The organism is Shewanella sp. SM21 (genome assembly GCF_025654335.1).
Classification (GTDB): Bacteria; Pseudomonadota; Gammaproteobacteria; order Enterobacterales; family Shewanellaceae; genus Shewanella; species Shewanella oncorhynchi.
This window is the reverse complement of record NZ_JAKKRL010000011.1, coordinates 26,584-42,910: the sequence shown is the minus strand read 5'-3', so window position 1 is coordinate 42,910 and position 16,327 is coordinate 26,584. Positions and strand designations below refer to the sequence as shown.

General features: G+C 46.9%; 16 protein-coding genes and 1 other RNA gene. 8 read left to right on the top strand and 9 right to left on the bottom strand.

Features of this window, described 5'->3' with window-relative positions:
* Positions 1-51: 51 nt before the first annotated feature.
* Positions 52-2,508: a YgiQ family radical SAM protein gene (locus L5L94_RS15570; RefSeq protein ID WP_263163896.1), complete on the bottom strand. Its 2,457-nt coding sequence runs from the start codon at positions 2,506-2,508 to the stop codon at positions 52-54.
* Positions 2,509-2,723: 215 nt separating this feature from the next.
* Positions 2,724-3,134: an MAPEG family protein gene (locus L5L94_RS15565; RefSeq protein WP_263163894.1), complete on the bottom strand. Its 411-nt coding sequence runs from the start codon at positions 3,132-3,134 to the stop codon at positions 2,724-2,726.
* Between the two features lie 157 nt (positions 3,135-3,291).
* On the opposite strand from L5L94_RS15565, the gene L5L94_RS15560 reads away from it, so the two are divergent.
* Together L5L94_RS15560 and L5L94_RS15555 are read left to right on the top strand one after the other, a co-directional pair.
* Positions 3,292-4,512, top strand: a complete 1,221-nt coding sequence (locus tag L5L94_RS15560) for a threonine/serine exporter ThrE family protein (protein ID WP_105250515.1) — start codon at positions 3,292-3,294, stop codon at positions 4,510-4,512.
* A gap of 191 nt (positions 4,513-4,703) precedes the next feature.
* The gene (locus L5L94_RS15555) at positions 4,704-6,350 is read left to right on the top strand and encodes a hypothetical protein (RefSeq protein ID WP_263163892.1); all 1,647 of its coding nucleotides are present in this window, start codon (positions 4,704-4,706) and stop codon (positions 6,348-6,350) included.
* 65 nt (positions 6,351-6,415) lie between these two features.
* On the opposite strand, the gene L5L94_RS15550 is transcribed toward L5L94_RS15555, so the two are convergent.
* Positions 6,416-7,123 (bottom strand): DJ-1/PfpI family protein, encoded by a 708-nt coding sequence (locus tag L5L94_RS15550; RefSeq protein ID WP_263163890.1) that lies wholly within the window; start codon positions 7,121-7,123, stop codon positions 6,416-6,418.
* Positions 7,124-7,358: 235 nt separating this feature from the next.
* Between L5L94_RS15550 and L5L94_RS15545 the strand changes: the two genes are divergently transcribed.
* Positions 7,359-7,985 carry a TetR/AcrR family transcriptional regulator gene (locus L5L94_RS15545; protein WP_263163888.1) on the top strand — a complete coding sequence of 209 codons (627 nt, stop codon included), beginning with the start codon at positions 7,359-7,361 and terminating at the stop codon, positions 7,983-7,985.
* Positions 7,986-8,013: 28 nt separating this feature from the next.
* Here the strand turns inward: L5L94_RS15545 and L5L94_RS15540 are convergent, their stop codons facing one another.
* From L5L94_RS15540 to rsmI, 5 genes are all read right to left on the bottom strand, one after another.
* Complete coding sequence (locus tag L5L94_RS15540; protein WP_113941445.1) at positions 8,014-8,268, bottom strand: hypothetical protein; 255 nt, start codon at positions 8,266-8,268, stop codon at positions 8,014-8,016.
* Between the two features lie 11 nt (positions 8,269-8,279).
* The gene (locus tag L5L94_RS15535) at positions 8,280-8,783 is read right to left on the bottom strand and encodes a hypothetical protein (protein ID WP_263163886.1); all 504 of its coding nucleotides are present in this window, start codon (positions 8,781-8,783) and stop codon (positions 8,280-8,282) included.
* A 9-nt stretch (positions 8,784-8,792) separates the two neighbouring features.
* The gene (locus L5L94_RS15530) at positions 8,793-9,116 is read right to left on the bottom strand and encodes a DUF883 C-terminal domain-containing protein (protein ID WP_105250521.1); all 324 of its coding nucleotides are present in this window, start codon (positions 9,114-9,116) and stop codon (positions 8,793-8,795) included.
* 372 nt (positions 9,117-9,488) lie between these two features.
* An RNA gene (rnpB, locus tag L5L94_RS15525) (RNase P RNA component class A) lies at positions 9,489-9,840 on the bottom strand.
* A 65-nt stretch (positions 9,841-9,905) separates the two neighbouring features.
* Positions 9,906-10,748, bottom strand: coding sequence for a 16S rRNA (cytidine(1402)-2'-O)-methyltransferase (gene rsmI, locus L5L94_RS15520; RefSeq protein WP_105250522.1), 843 nt, complete (start codon positions 10,746-10,748; stop codon positions 9,906-9,908).
* Positions 10,749-10,836: 88 nt separating this feature from the next.
* On the opposite strand from rsmI, the gene L5L94_RS15515 reads away from it, so the two are divergent.
* The 4 genes from L5L94_RS15515 (at position 10,837) to dolP (ending at position 14,320) form a co-directional block, all read left to right on the top strand.
* On the top strand, positions 10,837-12,732 hold the full coding sequence (locus L5L94_RS15515) for a penicillin-binding protein activator (protein WP_263163884.1): 1,896 nt from the start codon (positions 10,837-10,839) through the stop codon (positions 12,730-12,732).
* Entirely contained in the window at positions 12,729-13,055 is a 327-nt protein-coding gene (locus L5L94_RS15510; RefSeq protein WP_105250524.1) for a YraN family protein, read from the top strand. The genes L5L94_RS15515 and L5L94_RS15510 overlap by 4 nt, the downstream gene beginning before the upstream one ends.
* A 108-nt stretch (positions 13,056-13,163) precedes the next feature.
* Positions 13,164-13,757: a phosphoheptose isomerase gene (locus L5L94_RS15505; protein ID WP_105250525.1), complete on the top strand. Its 594-nt coding sequence runs from the start codon at positions 13,164-13,166 to the stop codon at positions 13,755-13,757.
* Positions 13,754-14,320 carry a division/outer membrane stress-associated lipid-binding lipoprotein gene (gene dolP, locus L5L94_RS15500; protein ID WP_105250526.1) on the top strand — a complete coding sequence of 189 codons (567 nt, stop codon included), beginning with the start codon at positions 13,754-13,756 and terminating at the stop codon, positions 14,318-14,320. Before L5L94_RS15505 ends, dolP begins: the two co-directional genes overlap by 4 nt.
* A 75-nt stretch (positions 14,321-14,395) precedes the next feature.
* Here dolP and L5L94_RS15495 read toward each other — a convergent pair whose 3' ends face one another.
* On the bottom strand, positions 14,396-15,280 hold the full coding sequence (locus L5L94_RS15495) for a DMT family transporter (RefSeq protein WP_131525400.1): 885 nt from the start codon (positions 15,278-15,280) through the stop codon (positions 14,396-14,398).
* A gap of 120 nt (positions 15,281-15,400) precedes the next feature.
* Here L5L94_RS15495 and L5L94_RS15490 point away from each other — a divergent pair, with 120 nt between their 5' ends.
* A complete protein-coding gene (locus tag L5L94_RS15490) occupies positions 15,401-16,273 on the top strand; it encodes a LysR substrate-binding domain-containing protein (RefSeq protein ID WP_173913161.1) in 873 nt (290 codons plus the stop codon).
* Positions 16,274-16,327: the final 54 nt, after the last annotated feature.

Genomic DNA, 16,327 nt, shown 5'->3' with positions numbered 1-16,327 from the left:
CAAACCATATCTGGAGCGGCCTTTAAACATTATTTGTGATGGCGAAAAGTGTTACTTAGCCTGTTGGCGACCCTGAGAGGGCTTTCCTGCAGATTTGCCACCCGTTTTTGATGGGCTTCCACCTTTAGCCTGAGAGCCGCTTTTAGCTTGAGCGCCTCCGGCCTTAAAACCAGACTGGCCGAAAGGCGCTTTCGCTCCCGGACGGCTCGAATGAGCTCCGCTAGGTTTAGAGCCAGTTGGTTTAGCTCCTGCTGGCTTAGAACCGGCAGGCTTAGCAACATTCGCTGCAGGTTTTCCGCCTTTAGCGGCGGGTTTTGACTCAGCACCAGCCTGAGCTTGCGCGCCGCCTTTAGCTGCACTTTTAGATTTACCGTCGCCCTTGCGGTCATCAAACTGATTGCCCGAGAAGCGAGTAAAGGCTTTTTGGCCTTGATTGGCATCTTTCATCCACTTAGGTCCGCGCTCATTTCGACCTTCTGGTGGCACTAACTGATGCGGACTATTACCAATCAAGTCTTCACGCCCCATGGCGGTTAAGCCTTCACGGATTAATGGCCAACCCGCAGGATCGTGATAACGGAGCAATGCTTTGTGCAAGCGACGTTGGCGCCCTTTCTTCGGTACAGATACCACTTCGCTGGTGTGCTTAACGTTTTTCAGCGAGTTTAACTCGGTATGATAAATCGTGGTCGCATTCGCCATCGGTGACGGATAAAAGTTCTGTACTTGGTCGAGCTTGAACTTACGCTCCTTCAACCACAGCGCTAAGTTCACCATGTCTTCGTCGGTCGTGCCTGGATGGGCCGAAATAAAGTAAGGGATCAGGAACTGCTCTTTGCCCGCTTCCTTAGAAAACTTGTCGAACAATTCTTTAAACTTATCGTAGGCGCCCATGCCGGGCTTCATCATCTTACTGAGCGGACCTTCTTCGGTATGCTCAGGGGCGATTTTTAAGTAGCCACCAACGTGATGCTGCACTAACTCTTTGACGTAGGCCGGATCTTCGATCGCCAAGTCGTAACGCACGCCAGAGGCGATCAATACTTTCTTGATACCAGGTACAGCACGCGCAGCGCGGTACAGGTCGATAGTGTGTTTATGATCTGTGCCTAAGTGGCCGCAAATCGATGGGAACACGCAGGATAAACGACGACAGGTTTTTTCAGCCTTTTCGCTGGTACAACCTAAACGATACATGTTGGCGGTTGGGCCGCCTAAATCGGAAATAACCCCAGTAAAGCCTGGCACTTTTTCCTGAATATCTTTGATTTCTTTAACAATCGACTCTTGTGAACGACTCTGAATGATTCGGCCTTCATGCTCGGTAATCGAGCAGAAAGAACAGCCACCAAAGCAACCACGCATGATGTTGATTGACGTCTTGATCATGTCATAGGCAGGGATTTTTTCCTTGCCGTAAATCGGATGAGGAATACGCTGATAGGGTAAATCGAATACCGCATCCATCTCATCGGTATTGAGCGGCCATGCGGGCGGATTCACCCAAACGGCGCGGTCGCCATGGGGTTGAAATAACGCACGGGCACAACCTGGGTTTTGCTCTTGGTGCAAAATCCGTGAAGCATGGGCATATAAATATTTGTCTTCAGAGACTTTTTCAAACGCTGGCAGCAGCACATAGGTTTTATCCCATGGCTTAGGTTTAGGCGGTTGAACGCTAATAGGCTTAGGGGCTTCGTTATCGAATATCTTCACATCCGACGGGCCGGACAAGTTAGCACAACCCACATCATCGGCGCCGTAAGGATTCGGCAGCGGCTCTATCTTGTGCAGTTGGTCAATCTTGCGCGAGTCCATACCGCGCCATTCGGGCAGCGGCTCTTTACGGATAACAGCTGTGCCACGCACATCATGTAACGAGCTGATCGGTTCACCGGCAGCTAAGCGGCGTGCCACTTCGACTAAAGGGCGCTCGGCGTTGCCGTACATCAGAATGTCGGCCTTAGCATCGAAAATCACACTACGGCGTACTTTATCCGACCAATAATCGTAATGGGCGATGCGGCGCAAACTAGCTTCAATACCGCCAATGATCACAGGCACATCTTTAAAGGCTTCCTTACAGCGCTGGGTGTACACAGTCACGGCGCGATCTGGGCGCTTACCACCAATATCCCCCGCAGTATAAGCATCGTCGGAGCGTAAACGACGGTCGGCAGTGTAACGGTTGATCATCGAATCCATGTTACCGGCGGTGACGCCAAAAAACAGATTCGGGCGGCCCAATTGCATAAAGGCGTCTTTGCTCGACCAATCTGGCTGGGAAATAATCCCAACTCGGTAACCCTGAGCCTCTAACATACGGCCGATCACTGCCATGCCAAAGCTTGGGTGATCCACATAAGCGTCGCCTGTGACTATGATGATGTCACAGCTATCCCAACCAAGCTTATCCATCTCCTTGCGAGACATAGGTAAGAAAGGCGCAGTGCTGTCGCCCGTGGCCCAATACTTGGGATGACTAAAGAGTGTGGATTCAACTTGCATGGATTGTGACCCGAAAACGTAATGTCAAATAAAGGCGCCACGAAAATAAGTTACGCCAATTTAGGGACGCGGAGTATAGCAGGGAATGGAGGATAGATGCGATTAAAAAAACACCAATCGAGGCATTTTCAGGGGTATTTGAGCCAGAAGCGTAATACCCCTAAATCCGCTATGGATATGGCTTAGGGCGGAATTGACCGCCCAAACCTGCGAGCCTAGAGACCCTTTCCTAAACCTTGAGCAAAATGCAGCAAATTCATCAGCGCCAAACTGATAATCACTAGCCAAGTGAGCAATACCCCCCAAAAACGACCAAAATGATAACCACCTTGGCCTTGAGTTAAGCCAATAGCATGGAGTAAGCGCGCCACTATCCACACAGTCCCAAAACAGTGTAAATAAAATGCAGGCAAGCCACCCGCTTCTGCCACCAGCATTAAAATCAATACGATAGGCGCATTTTCGATCAGGTTAACATGCACTCGATTAGCCAAAGCTAAGGTGCTGTTACCACCATCCCCTAGGCCGATTTTCTGACCTCGCCTTAATTTCACTACTCGATAAGCTAAAGCGACAATTAATAGCCCTGTGAGGCTAGCGTAAAGACCCGTTACCATCAAAGACATGCATATTTCCCCTTATCAAAAAGCTGACTATAGCCCGAGCTGCAAAAAATCAGCAATTTATTTGTATTAAGGTTAAAAGCCATTAACCTTTTATAGACAAGATAGGTTAATATGCGCGCGTCATTCCCTACAACTTTTTATACAGTGAATACCCCGATTGGATAACGACGAGTTTATCGAAAAACGCAGATTTATCATAAAGCTAGGAAAAGCCTTGCATAAGTTTGGCACACCCGCTTATCGTCTAGAAACCCACTTACAAACCGTTGCTCGCACCTTAGGTATCGAAGGCTATTTCCTTATTTCTCCGACGTCGATGACCTTCGTTTTGCAACATGATACCGATCAAGAATATAACCATGCCGCTCGCGTTAAGCCTGGTGAACTCGATTTAGGCTCACTCGCCCGCACCGATGAATTGGTCGATGAGTTAACCTCAGGTAAACGTACTTTGGCCGAGGCCTTAGATCGCTTAGAAGAAATTGCCAATAAACCCAACCCCTATGGCCCTGTATTAACTTGCTTTTCTTTTGGAACTTCTGCCGCCGCTTTCGCTATGCTGATGGGTACGGGTTGGAATGATGTATTTTGGTCAGGATTATTAGGCTTATTCGTCTATGGCTTGGTATATCGTGCCGAACGCTCTGCCCGCATGGCAGAAGTGCTCGAACCCTTCGCCACTATCCTTTGCGCCATCGCAGCCTGTGGCATAGCGCGTATCGATCCAAATATTAATATCCCAGTAGTGATCCTCTCTTCCATTATTATTTTTATTCCCGGCTTAGCCTTAACCTTAGGTTTAGCCGAACTCGCCGCACGGGATTTAATTTCTGGCACGGCGCGCATCATGGATGCGAGCATGCAATTATTTAAGCTGTACTTTGGCGCAGTGCTCGGCATGGCAATCGGTAAAGCTATGTTCGGCGAAGCGATTCATATTGAACCTGAGGGTTTACCTCGCTGGGCAATTTGGTCGGCGGTTCCGATTCTATCTATGGCGCTGGTTTTTATCTTCAAAGCAAGGATGCAAGATTCGCCTTGGGGCGTATTGGCTGGGATAGTGGCGTTTTTCTCAGCCATGCTCGGCGGACATTATTTTGGTGATTCGGTGGGGATCTTCTTTGGTGCCTTGGCAGTAGGAATTTATTCTAACCTCTTTGCCCGCTGGATGAAGGCGCCAGCCTCCATCGCCCTGTTGCAGGGAATAGTGATCTTAGTCCCCGGCAGTAAAACCTATATCGGACTCAATGCACTGATCTCAGGTGAGACCATGCTCAATCAGTCGCACATAGGCTCGCAAATCTTTTTGATTTTTATGTCGCTAATTGCGGGGCTCATCTTTGCTAACGTCGCTGTCCCACCTAGGCGTACACTGTAACAATCGCTAATCCGGCTGGAGCCCGCGCCCAGCCGCTACCTCAAGATAATCTTAAGCTAACCTTAAGTAAAATAAGAAACTTATTAAAATGTTTCCTTGACTAACACTCGTTTTCCATGTGTTATTAAATTGTGAATTGCAACGTGAAATTGTTTTCGCTGCAGTCGTCGATTTCATGGGAGTGGCCTTTTATGCAGAAATTTTTTCAGTATGCATGCATCCTATCTTGTTGTGTTGGCAACCTAATCAGAGTTGCCCAAGCAGAAGAGGCTAAGCTCGCCGATCCCGCAAACAAAGATCAAACAAAACAAAAAGTCAGCAAGATTGTGGTGGTCAACAACCCCATTTTTGATGAGTCAGATCCCGATGCTTTTTTCATTCACCGCTGGGCTAACGCCCTGCATATCAATACCAAAGAATATGTGGTTCTCGATAATCTAACCTTCAGCGAAAATGATACTGTTACACAAAAAGATCTCGACGAATCCCAACGACTTTTACGGGCAATGCCTTATATTCGCGATGCGAAAATTTATATCGCAGAAAAAGATCCCCAAGCCGATGTCGATCCATCCGTTGAATCCGTGGTGGTGGAAACCTGGGATAATTGGTCATTATTACCGACAGCGAGTTTGAGTAGTTCAGGTGGCGACACCCGTTACTCCTTCGGGCTCAAAGAAGACAACTTGCTTGGAACGGGGATCCGCACTCGACTTAAATATCAATCCAATGAATCTCGGAATGGCTATAAATTTGCTTTTGAAGCGCCGCTCAGCATTATTGAACACGGCACAGTTGCCGCTGAGTTCTACGACAATAGCGACGGCCAAGCTAAACACGTTTATGTGAGTAAGCCCTTCTATTCCCTCAATACGAGTACCATGTATTCGGCGGAGTTTTTAGACGATAACCATACAGATACCCTCAGACAAAATGGGCAAGAGGTGAATGAGTTCACACACACAGTCGACTATCTCAATCTGCAATATGGCTGGTTAATTAATAAAAACAGTCAGCACCTTTCTCGCTTTATTACTGGTGTCACCCAAGACAAGCACGAGTTTGCCCATTCTGAGCGCTATCCTACGTCCATGCTCCCTCAAGACAGGGACTTTATGTACCCTTGGGTCGCGTACGAGTTTATCGAAGATGATTTCCACGTACTGAATAATGTTCACCTGATCACCAACAATGAAGACTTTAACTTAGGTTGGCATCACTATTTGCAATTCGGTATAGAAACCAATGATATAGGTGATAATAATCCCTTAGGCTACCACGTTAACTGGCAAAGCACTGGCGGGTATAAGTTTAACGATCAACTGTGGCTGTTAGAAATGGGGGGAACAAGCACTATCGGCACCACCCAAAAAGATACTTATAAGTTTGATATTCAAGCCGAATACTTCTATCAAATTCATCCTAAGTGGACGGCTTATGGCAAAGCTTGGGCTAGCCTTTCACAGAACACTTATCTGGATCTAACAAAAGGATTAGGGGATGAAACTGGCGTGCGCGGTTATCCAAACGAATACCAACAAGGGGATAATCAGTGGTTACTGACCGCCGAGATACGCAATTACCCCAATATCAACTTATACCAACTGGCTGAATTAGGCTGGGCAGTCTTTGCCGATCTGGGTCAAGCCTCCGGCGGTCAACTCGCCGAGAATAACGAAGTCAGCGGTCCACTAGGTAGCATAGGCATAGGCGCGCGGATTTATTCCTCTCGATCCAGCTATGGCAACGTAGCCCATATTGATTTTTCACTCCCTTACACGGGCGGCGAGTCAGTAAACAGCTGGGAATGGCGATTCCTAGTGAAAAGCAGTTTTTAAACCTAAGGTACATAATAATCGTATCAACTATGTACTTTTTAAGACAATCCTTGACGCCTTATGGCCTAAAATAATCCTGACGCTATCTGCCTAACCTCCTGCTCAACTCTCTGTACCAGAGAAGCGTCTGCCAATATGGGAGAACCGCTATTAAAGGGCGGTTTAGGATCATATTCAAACAATAACTGCAGTGTTTTAGCCTGTTGTTCACCCTCTATATTGGCAATGAGTGCCAAAGCAAAATCGAGCCCTGCAGTAATACCGCCGCCACTGATCCTATTACGGTCAATCACAATACGTTTATTTTCAAAGGTAATTTGAGGATATTGTGCCAACACTGAAGCATAAGCCCAGTGAGTGGTCGTGCGATAACCATTAAGTAAACCTGTTGCCGCAAGAATCAAGGCACCAGTGCATACAGATGTAATGTATTGCGCTTGCTCCCCCTTGCGTTTTAAGAAAGAAATGACTTTCTCATCCTGTATTTGCGCCAAAGGATTTGCGCTCCCAGGCACTAAAAGGATATCTATCGGCGGACAATTATCGAAATCGTAATTAGGCTGTAAGTTAACGCCCGCATCACAGGGTAATAGCGTGCTGGTTTTCGCAAAAGTGAAGGTTTCAAATGATGGCACAAAGGCTAAAAACTGTAGTGGCCCATAGGCATCGAGCATCGTCATGCCGGGATAAAGGAAAATACCTACTCTTAATTTGTGCTTGATTGGATTATTTGTTTGATCACTTTGAGCCGCTTCAATATTTTCACTCATCATAGATTCTCCATCGGTAGTGACAATTTCATATTTCAGGTAACACTGTCGTTGCAGTTAACCCTATGACCGTCACTATAAAGCCCATTATTCCCAACCATCAGGCACAAACTCGCCCGAATGTTTCAAATGGTACACCTGAGCCTATCTGTTCCACTTAAGCAAAAATCACAACACAAGAGCCATTGAGGCTAATGTATAATCAAACGCCTGAATTGAATTTGGAGCAAAATCCAGTATGCACACCAAGCCCCACATGCGCATAAAACAAAGCCCGCGAGCGATGCTCAAGGTTCTCCACGTTTTCAAGGAAATGCTTAAACAACAAGATTATCGTGATATTGCAGTGGCAGATATTGCGCACAAAGCCGATGTCGGGCGCACGACGTTTTATCGCTACTTCAAACGCAAGTTGGATATTCTTATTGCACTACATCAAAATATTTTTGAAAATATCTTTGAAGATCTACGGTCAACCGAAGACTGGCTTTCAACTAACACACCACCCTCATTGGAAAAACTGCTTATTACTTTTAGCCGAAACAGCATGTTTCGCCGTTCCATGTCATTTAGACTAGGTAGCGACCTCGATGCTGCAACTAAACAATTACAAACTAAACTTGTGCAACATATCGAAAATAAATTGATCAACACCTTCAACACTGACGAATTTATTATTCCAAGCTACACATTAGCCCATAGCATAGCAGCTCTTTATTTATGCCAAATTCAACAACTTATCGCCAGTCCCACACCTTGTCCTACACAACAAGCAAAATACTTACACTTACTGACTCGAGGCATGATTGTAGCTGCATTGACGACAACTAATAGCAGCGAAGCCCACACCAATGGAAATCATTAAGGTAAAAATCACAGCATTTACATCATTCTCAAGCGATGAGTTTGGTAATCCAACGCAAACCAAAGGTGCTACGCAGTAGTTTTACAGTGCTGTTGTGGCGCATTTGAAACAGGCAGCCAAGGCTAAAACTGACGATTAAACCTGGTGTCGACCCTATAAAATCACGACTGCTTTGCGCTAATTGTCGTTTCCTCATCAGTAACAAATCATGCTGCAACTGGCCTTGTTCCGTCAGCACAGTCAGCTTCAACTGCTGTTTTTTAAGTAACTGTTGAATTAGCATAGTCGCACCCCCTATTTTTGATGTTCCGACTCTCGAGTCGAGAGTAAAAGCCGTAATTGCTGCAAAGTCTTCGAAAAGCCAGTTTGTGACAGCACATAGCCAAGACTACGCCAACACCAAAGCAATAAAACAAACTGTAGCACCACCAAAGCGCTCACTGTGGCCAATAACGAACCGCTCAATTGAAACAGCATATAGCCCAGCAGCAATAAAATACTGCCCCAGAATAACGTAATGCCAGTACCAAAACAGACGACTAAAGCCGCAGCAATAATCAGGCTACGCCCTGTTAACCGCCATTCTGCCGTTGCTATTTTCCCAGCCAACTTCAACTGATCGAGATAGGCTTGCTTCACTGAACTGCTAAGAACAGCTATTTCAGCCAGTTGCTCCATTGCCTGATCAGTAACTTTATGCTGGGCAGCAGCTGATGCTGTCTGCCCAGTTTTGGCGGTTTGCGCACTATGCTGGACGGGCCTTTGTTCTGGCGCCTCTGACCTTGCACGGTTTTGCATAAATCCACCTTAGCGACGGCGCAATAAAGCCGTTAATACCACGCCAGCGGCAAAGGCAATCCCAGCAGTAGCCAATGGATTTTGCGCTGCCAACTCACGGGTTTTGCTATAAGAACTTTGCAGTTGTAATTTGATTTCCTCCTGCTTGAGCGCCAGAGTTTCCTGTGAGCTAGCCGCCGTTTTACGCAAAGTGTCTTCTGCAACTGCGGCTTTCTCTGCTACTACATCAACAGCATGGTGCGTCACTTCAGTTGCTTTCGCTGTTGTGGGTGAATTTAAAGCACCGCTATCTTTACTGTTAGTTTGTTCTGCTACGCTTTTTGAACTGGCCATAGAAAGCCTCCTTGGTGAACACTGTGCAATGCAACAAGATGCTGCACTTTGCGTACAAACCAATGCAATGGCTATACCAAACAATATAAACGCATAAAAACAAAAGGTTATAACTACTTTATTTCTATTAACTCTCTCAGTTAACGGTAGATGTTACCTGCATTGAGTAATTTTTACCTGCGACGAAGAAGGACTAAAAATAGCTGTAATGGCGGCTAAACTGAAAGCTAAATAAGCGATAGACTGAATGTACGAAAGAAATAGATAACTCTTATTTTTCAATAAGCTAATCAAATAAAACTTATCATTACCGTATAAGTTAAAAAACAAAAAGCCCGTTTGTCATTACGACAAACGGGCTTTTTGTTGAATGAGGTGAGTTGGCCGATAAGCCGGGTCCTGTCTTGGACAGTCATTCATCTAGGCCTGCAATCGCTCACAGGCTCAAGCGACCTACCCGGTTCCAACGCGAGCCACGCCATACGGAACCCTATTTGGTCTTGCTCCGGGTGGAGTTTACCTTGCTACGAACTATTGCTAGCCGCACGGTGCGCTCTTACCGCACCCTTTCACCCTTACCGACCTGATAAATCAGGCAGGCGGTCTACTCTCTGTTGCACTTGTCGTCGGTTCGCACCGCCCAGGCGTTACCTGGCACCCCGCTCTTTGGAGCCCGGACTTTCCTCCCCGTTCTTGCGAACGCGGCGACTGTCTGGCCAACTCGGCGCGGATTATAGCCTAAGCCACCCTGATGCACCACAGATAATCCGCTCGTAACCGTTTTAGCGCTTATAAATCAGACTCTAGGCCGTATTTGTACAGAGCGTTCTTTTTAAGTCCATGAATTTGCGCGGCAATTGCTGCAGCTTTCTTCAATGGCAATTCCTCACATAAGAGTTTGAGCGTATTAATGGCGACGGTGGGAATTGCTTCGTCATCACTCAAATGGTAGCCATGCACCATAAGCACGATTTCACCCTTCTGCTGATTCGGGTCAGTACTTACGGTGGCAAGCACCTCTGAGACAGGACCAGATAAAAAAGTTTCGAAGGTTTTGGTTACTTCACGCGCCATGACGACATGGCGTTCGCCACCAAGTACTTCAACCATAGTCGTTAGACTGTGCTCGATGCGATGGGGTGATTCATAAAATATCAGCGTGCGTGGATCTTCTTTCAGTGCCAATAACTTATCAGCGCGGGCTTTTTCTTTAGAGGGCAGAAAACCTTCGAAAGAAAAACGGTCCGATGGCAAACCCGAGGCGCTCAGGGCGGTAATTGCCGCGCAAGGGCCGGGCAAGGGGATCACATTAAACCCAGATTGGCGCACATGGGAGACCAAGTGATAACCCGGATCGGAAATCAACGGGGTACCCGCATCTGAAATTAATGCAATCGACAGCCCAGCTGCAAGCTGATCGACAATCCACTGGGCACGAGCACGCTCGTTATGGTCATGCAGCGCCGTAGTTTTTGTGGTAATACCAAAGTGACTCAATAACTTACCGCTGTGGCGAGTATCTTCACAGGCGATCAATGAAACCTGATTCAGCACCTCTATTGCCCGTGAGCTCATATCGCCCAAATTACCTATGGGAGTAGGAACTATGTAGAGTGCGACGCTTTGGTCCATATATACCTCTGTAATGACAGTGCCAAGACTTTCGTCAAGCGCGAGAGAAGGTTAAACTAGAGGCTGCATCTTACCAGAGTGAAGCCCAGTGTTAAAAAGCCTGAATACAACTAAGTTCGTTTCCGTGGCCATTTTATCGGTAATCTTGGCGGGTTGTGGCACTTCAACGCCCACCTCGACCGGAACTGCACCCACAGTGGCTACCTCTTTAGCATCCGCACCTTTGTCGGCCAATGTGTATTTGGCACAAGCCGCCAATAGCAAAGATCCGAAGCAGCGCGATACTAATCTGCTGCTCGCAGCCCATGCCTACATCAATGCCAACGACTACGCAGCGGCGCAGAAGCTACTAAAATCGATACAGCCAAGCTTGAATCAGAGCCCAACATTTCTGGCCGAACATAAATACTTGACCGCGCGCGTGCTTGAACACACGTCCACCTATAGTGATGCACTTAAAGTTCTGAATTATCCAAGCAATTGGAGTTTGCCAAGCTGGCAGATGACGGCTTATCACCAATTCAAGGCGCATTTATATCAATTGAATAAACAGCCTATTGAACAAGTGCGTGAACTGAGTTTGCTGACGACTTACTTGCCCCCCGCCCAAGCCAACGAGGTGAATAACGCGATTTGGCAAGTTCTGCAGCCAATGCACGAACAAACCTTAAAAGCCTTTACCCAAGATGCTAAGACTCCTGTGTTTACGGGTTGGTTACAACTGGCTTATATCGCGAAGCATTATGCTGTCGATCCGACACAGTTAGTACGCTACTTAGGCGAATGGCAGAAACAAAATCCTTATCATCCTGCAGCGGCTAAGCTGCCCGCCGATCTTGACAGAGCCTTAAACGCTAAGCCATTTACGCCAAAAAACATTGCTGTGCTGTTGCCGCTGACAGGCTCAAGAGCTAACGCTGCCAATGCAATTCGCCAAGGCATATTAGCCAGTTACATGGCCAAGCAAAATGACCAAGTCGCAGTCAACTTTTATGACACGGCAAACGATGCTGCCAGCGCTTACCAACAGGCGCTAACTGCGGGAGCCGAATTTATTATTGGCCCATTATTGCCTACTGAAATTGAACAACTGCAAGTGATCAATGCGGCAAACACAGCCACCACTAATGCGGTGACTAATACTGCTAACCCAGACAAAACAGCCAATACAGCACCTGCTACGCCTGTGCCGCAACTATTTTTAAATCAAGTAGATAAGTTCACCCCCGATCCAAATAAGTTCTACTTTGCATTATCTCCCGCACAAGAGGCGGCCGATGCGGCGGAGCATTTATATCAAGATGGCGTAACTATGCCGTTACTGCTGGCCAGTAACGATACCCTTGGCAAACGCATGGCCGAAAGCTTTATTCAAGCATGGAAAAAGAAGAGCGATAACCCTGTCGAAGTTCACTACTTCGATGGCGGTGATAAAATGCGCACCACAGTACAAGATGCCCTTGGCGTGCGCGATAGCCAAGAGCGGATCGCCCGTATTAAAGAGCTGTTAGGCAATTCAGTACAAGCCGACTTCCGTTCACGCCAAGATATTGATGCCATTTATATGATTTCAACGCCACAGGATCTAACCCTGCTCAAGGCCTTTATCGACGTCAACTTTAGCGTTTTCACACAACCTGTGCCTTTATATACCTCAAGCCGCAGCCGAGTTGAAAATGAAAGCACACAAACGGCGCAGGATTTAAATAACCTGACCCTAAGCGACGCACCTTGGCTAATGCAAAACGGCGAAGAAAATCTGATGGTCAACACACTATTTTCGGGCTGGAATAACAGTCAGAAACGTTTGTTTGTTATGGGTTATGATGCAATGGATTTGATCGGCCGTTTGGCGCAAATGCGCTCATTCACGGGTTATCAATTCAATGGTCGCAGTGGTGCTTTATCTGTCAGTCCAGATGGCATAGTCAACCGCCAATTAAGCTGGGGACGTTATGAAAGAGGTAGCTTCCGCCAGCTATGACACTCGGACAGCAGGCAGAATCGCACGCCCAACGTTACCTTGAACAACAAGGCTTAACTTTTGTCGAACGTAATGTCCGCTATCCGTTTGGGGAAATTGATTTAATCATGCGCCATAAAAACCATTGGGTATTTGTCGAAGTGAAGTATCGTTCGGCAAATCAATATGGCGGCGCATTACAGGCCCTAAGCAGCGCGCAGATCTCGCGAATTCGCAAAGCGGCTAGCCACTATTTACAACTCAATAGACTCGATGTGCCCTGTCGTTTCGATGTCATCGCCATGGAAGCCGATCAAATTCATTGGCTGGTCGATGCCTTTTAAGCGCCAATAGTAAAAGAGTGACTACACAAATTATTTTAACGTCTGTGCCTCAACACGCTTGTGGAAATATGGCATGATAGCAACACTTTATCCTGAAAGGATTTATCCATGTTAGAACGCATTAAAGACAGCTTTACTGAATCTATCCAGACAAAAATCGATGCAGCCGAAGCACTGCCAGAATCCATCGCCAAAGCGGCCGAGATGATGGTGCACTGTCTTTTGGGTGGCAATAAAATCCTTGCTTGCGGTAACGGCGGCAGTGCTGGTGATGCGCAACATTTCTCAGCAGAACTGCTAAACCGCTACGAGATTGAGCGTCCCCCCTTACCAGCCATCGCTCTGTCTACCGATACTTCAACCATCACAGCTATCGCCAACGACTATAGCTATGATGAGATTTTCTCAAAACAGATTTTTGCCTTAGGTCAACCGGGCGACATTCTGCTAGCAATCTCGACCAGTGGTAACTCAGGTAACGTGATTAAAGCCATTGAAGCCGCATTAAGCCGCGACATGACTATCGTAGCGCTAACAGGTAAAGATGGCGGCGCTATGGCTGGCCTACTGAGCGTGAACGATGTGGAAATCCGCGTGCCTTCAAATGTCACTGCACGTATCCAAGAAGTGCACTTACTGGTGATCCATTGCCTGTGTGACAATATTGACCGCACCCTCTTCCCACAGGACGAGCAGCAATGAGACACGCTGCCCCGCTGTTAATGGTTTGCTTGCTGCTTCAAGGCTGCGCCGGTGCCGTTATGGTGGGCGCAGTCAGTGGCGCTATGATGGCCAACGACGAACGTACTGTTAAGACTCAGCTTGATGATACCAATACTGATTTTAAGATCACCAGCGCACTGCTAGAGCAAGAAGATCTTAAAAAACAAACGAATATCACAGGTGTATCCGTCAATGGCAATGTACTTATGATAGGCCAAGCCCCTAACTCTACGTTAAGGGATAAAGCCATCAAGGTCGTACAAGATCTTAAGCTCGGCGGCAAAATACATAATCAAATCCGCATTGGCAATCCAACCTCTTTCACCACCCGCAGCAATGACACTTGGGTTACGACCAAAGTGAAGGGCCGCATGCTGAACGAAAAAGATTTGGATGTGACTCGCATTAAAGTCATCACTGAAAATGGTGAAGTCTTCCTGCTGGGGGTTATTCATCGCTCACAAGCAGACTTAGCTGTTGATATCGCCCGTAATACTGCTGGCGTGCGTAAAGTGGTGAAAGTATTTGAGTATGCTAAGTAATTTTGCAGTTTACCTATTTAAAACTTGAGCCTAAGTGGTGAGCTAACTCGCCCACTTAGGCTTTAACCCTCGCTGTTATTTTCCCGTGAGTGTATCTGCTATCTTAGGTGCCGATTTTGATAGGAGCGATCCTAGCCAAGGTAAAAACAACGAAGGCAATACGATTAAGGCGGCACCGAGCCAACTTAAGTTATCCAACCATTCATCGAACAACAACCAGCCTAAAAAGACAATAAACAACAAGCCTGTGTATTCCGCAATCGCGATATCACTCGCCTGGGCCTTGCGGTAAGCCAGCACACAAAACCAGTGATAAACCAATAAAAATGCGTTGCTCAGCAAGGCCACGCCCACCAGCTCCCAACTCAAACCCTCAATCCCCTGAAACGCTGCAATCACTAACGTTGCCGGAATACCCAGCAAGTTATATAGCATTAGCGTTAGCACGGGATGCTCAGCATGGGGCACTTTTTTAAGTGCTAACTGATTCACTGCAAAGGTAAAAGCAGAAAACAGCACAGCAATGCCGTACCAATTCATTTCGCTCGGTCGCAGGATAATCAAGATGCCGACAAAACCTAAGCCAGTACAGATTGTCTGAGCAGCGGTGATCCTCTCGCTCAGGAAGAAATACCCCATCAAAATAATCATTAGCGGTGCGGAATAAAACAATGAGCTAACTGTCGCAAGCGGCAATGCCATTAAGCCAATAATTAAAAAAAGCGCGCCAACTGAGCCTATGTTGGCACGCCAAAGGTGAACTGAGATATGTGTCGTCATCGGACGCTGCGAATACAGCCACACTGGCAACAACATAAATACTGAAGAGATTTGCCTGACAAGGAGGAAAGTCGAGGCACTCGCATCGTCCGGTAACCACTTGATCGACACATCATAGAAGGCACTGAATAGATTACCTACTATCAATAAAATCAAACCAATAACTACTGGGCGTTGCATTTTTTAACATCCATAAACCTCAATGGCGGCATGATAATCCTCGCAAAACTTAAGCTGAAATGATGCTTTCTCATGCTAGATGAATTAAATTCATACTAAAGCCTTTAGATATTGAAAATCATGAGAAAGCTCCCTCCATTACGCGCTCTACAAGTGTTTGAAGCTGCCGCCAGACAGCAGCATTTTTCTAAGGCCGCCGATGAACTGTGCATCACCCAAAGTGCAGTGTCGCACCAAGTGCGAGTATTAGAAGAGTATTTTGGCGAGCAACTGTTCGACCGTCAGGGGCGTAAACTGCAGTTAACGCCTAAGGGGCACGGACTATTTCTAGAGTTAGAACGGATATTCAACGAGTTAAGCGACCTCAACTTGAAAGTGCGCGATACGCCAAATCAACAGCTCTGCCTAGCCGTTTACAGCTCATTCTCAGTAAAATGGTTGATCCCAAGACTCGCCGATTTTCGCCGCCAATATCCGAGCGTGAAAATCCGCCTCGAGATGATCACCCAAGATCCTGATCTAAGCACCAGCACCGCGGATATCTTCATCGCCGGTAAGTTAAATCAACGTGGCTATTGGCAACAGTTACTGCACAAAGAGCGTTTAATTCCTGTATGCAGCCCCAGTTTTTACCTTAAATGGCGCGACATAAGCCTGAGTAATTTCCAGCAACAAGCTCTGCTGGTGGTTGATGAAGGACCATTAGGGCTCGACTGGCATAAGTGGTCATCGGCGCACCAAATACCACTCGATAACGAACAACAGCATGTGTTTAGTCATATTGTGATGGCGATTGAAGCAGCGATTGCCGGCCAAGGCTTAGCCCTAGCGCCGGACTTTATGGTGGCTGGCGATATCACCACGGGGCGTTTAGTCGCCTTGAATCTTCCCGATGTGCATACCGGATTTGAATTTACCTTCTTTTGTAAGCAGCGCCGTTTATCAGAACCTGCGATTGCCGCTTTCTCATCTTGGCTAAAATCACAGGCTTAGGATGAATTACAGGCACAAAAAAGCCGACGCGAACGTCGGCTTAATTTATCGATC

Excerpts from the sequence above, each read along its gene's own strand:
- L5L94_RS15540 (WP_113941445.1), bottom strand. The coding sequence starts at position 8,268 with ATGCTAATTCAACAGTTACTTAAAAAACAGCAGTTGAAGCTGACTGTG.
- L5L94_RS15535 (WP_263163886.1), bottom strand. The coding sequence starts at position 8,783 with ATGCAAAACCGTGCAAGGTCAGAGGCGCCAGAACAAAGGCCCGTCCAG.
- L5L94_RS15505 (WP_105250525.1), top strand. The coding sequence starts at position 13,164 with ATGTTAGAACGCATTAAAGACAGCTTTACTGAATCTATCCAGACAAAA.
- L5L94_RS15545 (WP_263163888.1), top strand. The coding sequence starts at position 7,359 with ATGCACACCAAGCCCCACATGCGCATAAAACAAAGCCCGCGAGCGATG.
- L5L94_RS15550 (WP_263163890.1), bottom strand. The coding sequence starts at position 7,123 with ATGATGAGTGAAAATATTGAAGCGGCTCAAAGTGATCAAACAAATAAT.
- L5L94_RS15555 (WP_263163892.1), top strand. The coding sequence starts at position 4,704 with ATGCAGAAATTTTTTCAGTATGCATGCATCCTATCTTGTTGTGTTGGC.
- L5L94_RS15495 (WP_131525400.1), bottom strand. The coding sequence starts at position 15,280 with ATGCAACGCCCAGTAGTTATTGGTTTGATTTTATTGATAGTAGGTAAT.
- L5L94_RS15510 (WP_105250524.1), top strand. The coding sequence starts at position 12,729 with ATGACACTCGGACAGCAGGCAGAATCGCACGCCCAACGTTACCTTGAA.
- L5L94_RS15565 (WP_263163894.1), bottom strand. The coding sequence starts at position 3,134 with ATGTCTTTGATGGTAACGGGTCTTTACGCTAGCCTCACAGGGCTATTA.
- rsmI (WP_105250522.1), bottom strand. The coding sequence starts at position 10,748 with ATGGACCAAAGCGTCGCACTCTACATAGTTCCTACTCCCATAGGTAAT.
- L5L94_RS15570 (WP_263163896.1), bottom strand. The coding sequence starts at position 2,508 with ATGCAAGTTGAATCCACACTCTTTAGTCATCCCAAGTATTGGGCCACG.
- L5L94_RS15530 (WP_105250521.1), bottom strand. The coding sequence starts at position 9,116 with ATGGCCAGTTCAAAAAGCGTAGCAGAACAAACTAACAGTAAAGATAGC.
- dolP (WP_105250526.1), top strand. The coding sequence starts at position 13,754 with ATGAGACACGCTGCCCCGCTGTTAATGGTTTGCTTGCTGCTTCAAGGC.
- L5L94_RS15490 (WP_173913161.1), top strand. The coding sequence starts at position 15,401 with ATGAGAAAGCTCCCTCCATTACGCGCTCTACAAGTGTTTGAAGCTGCC.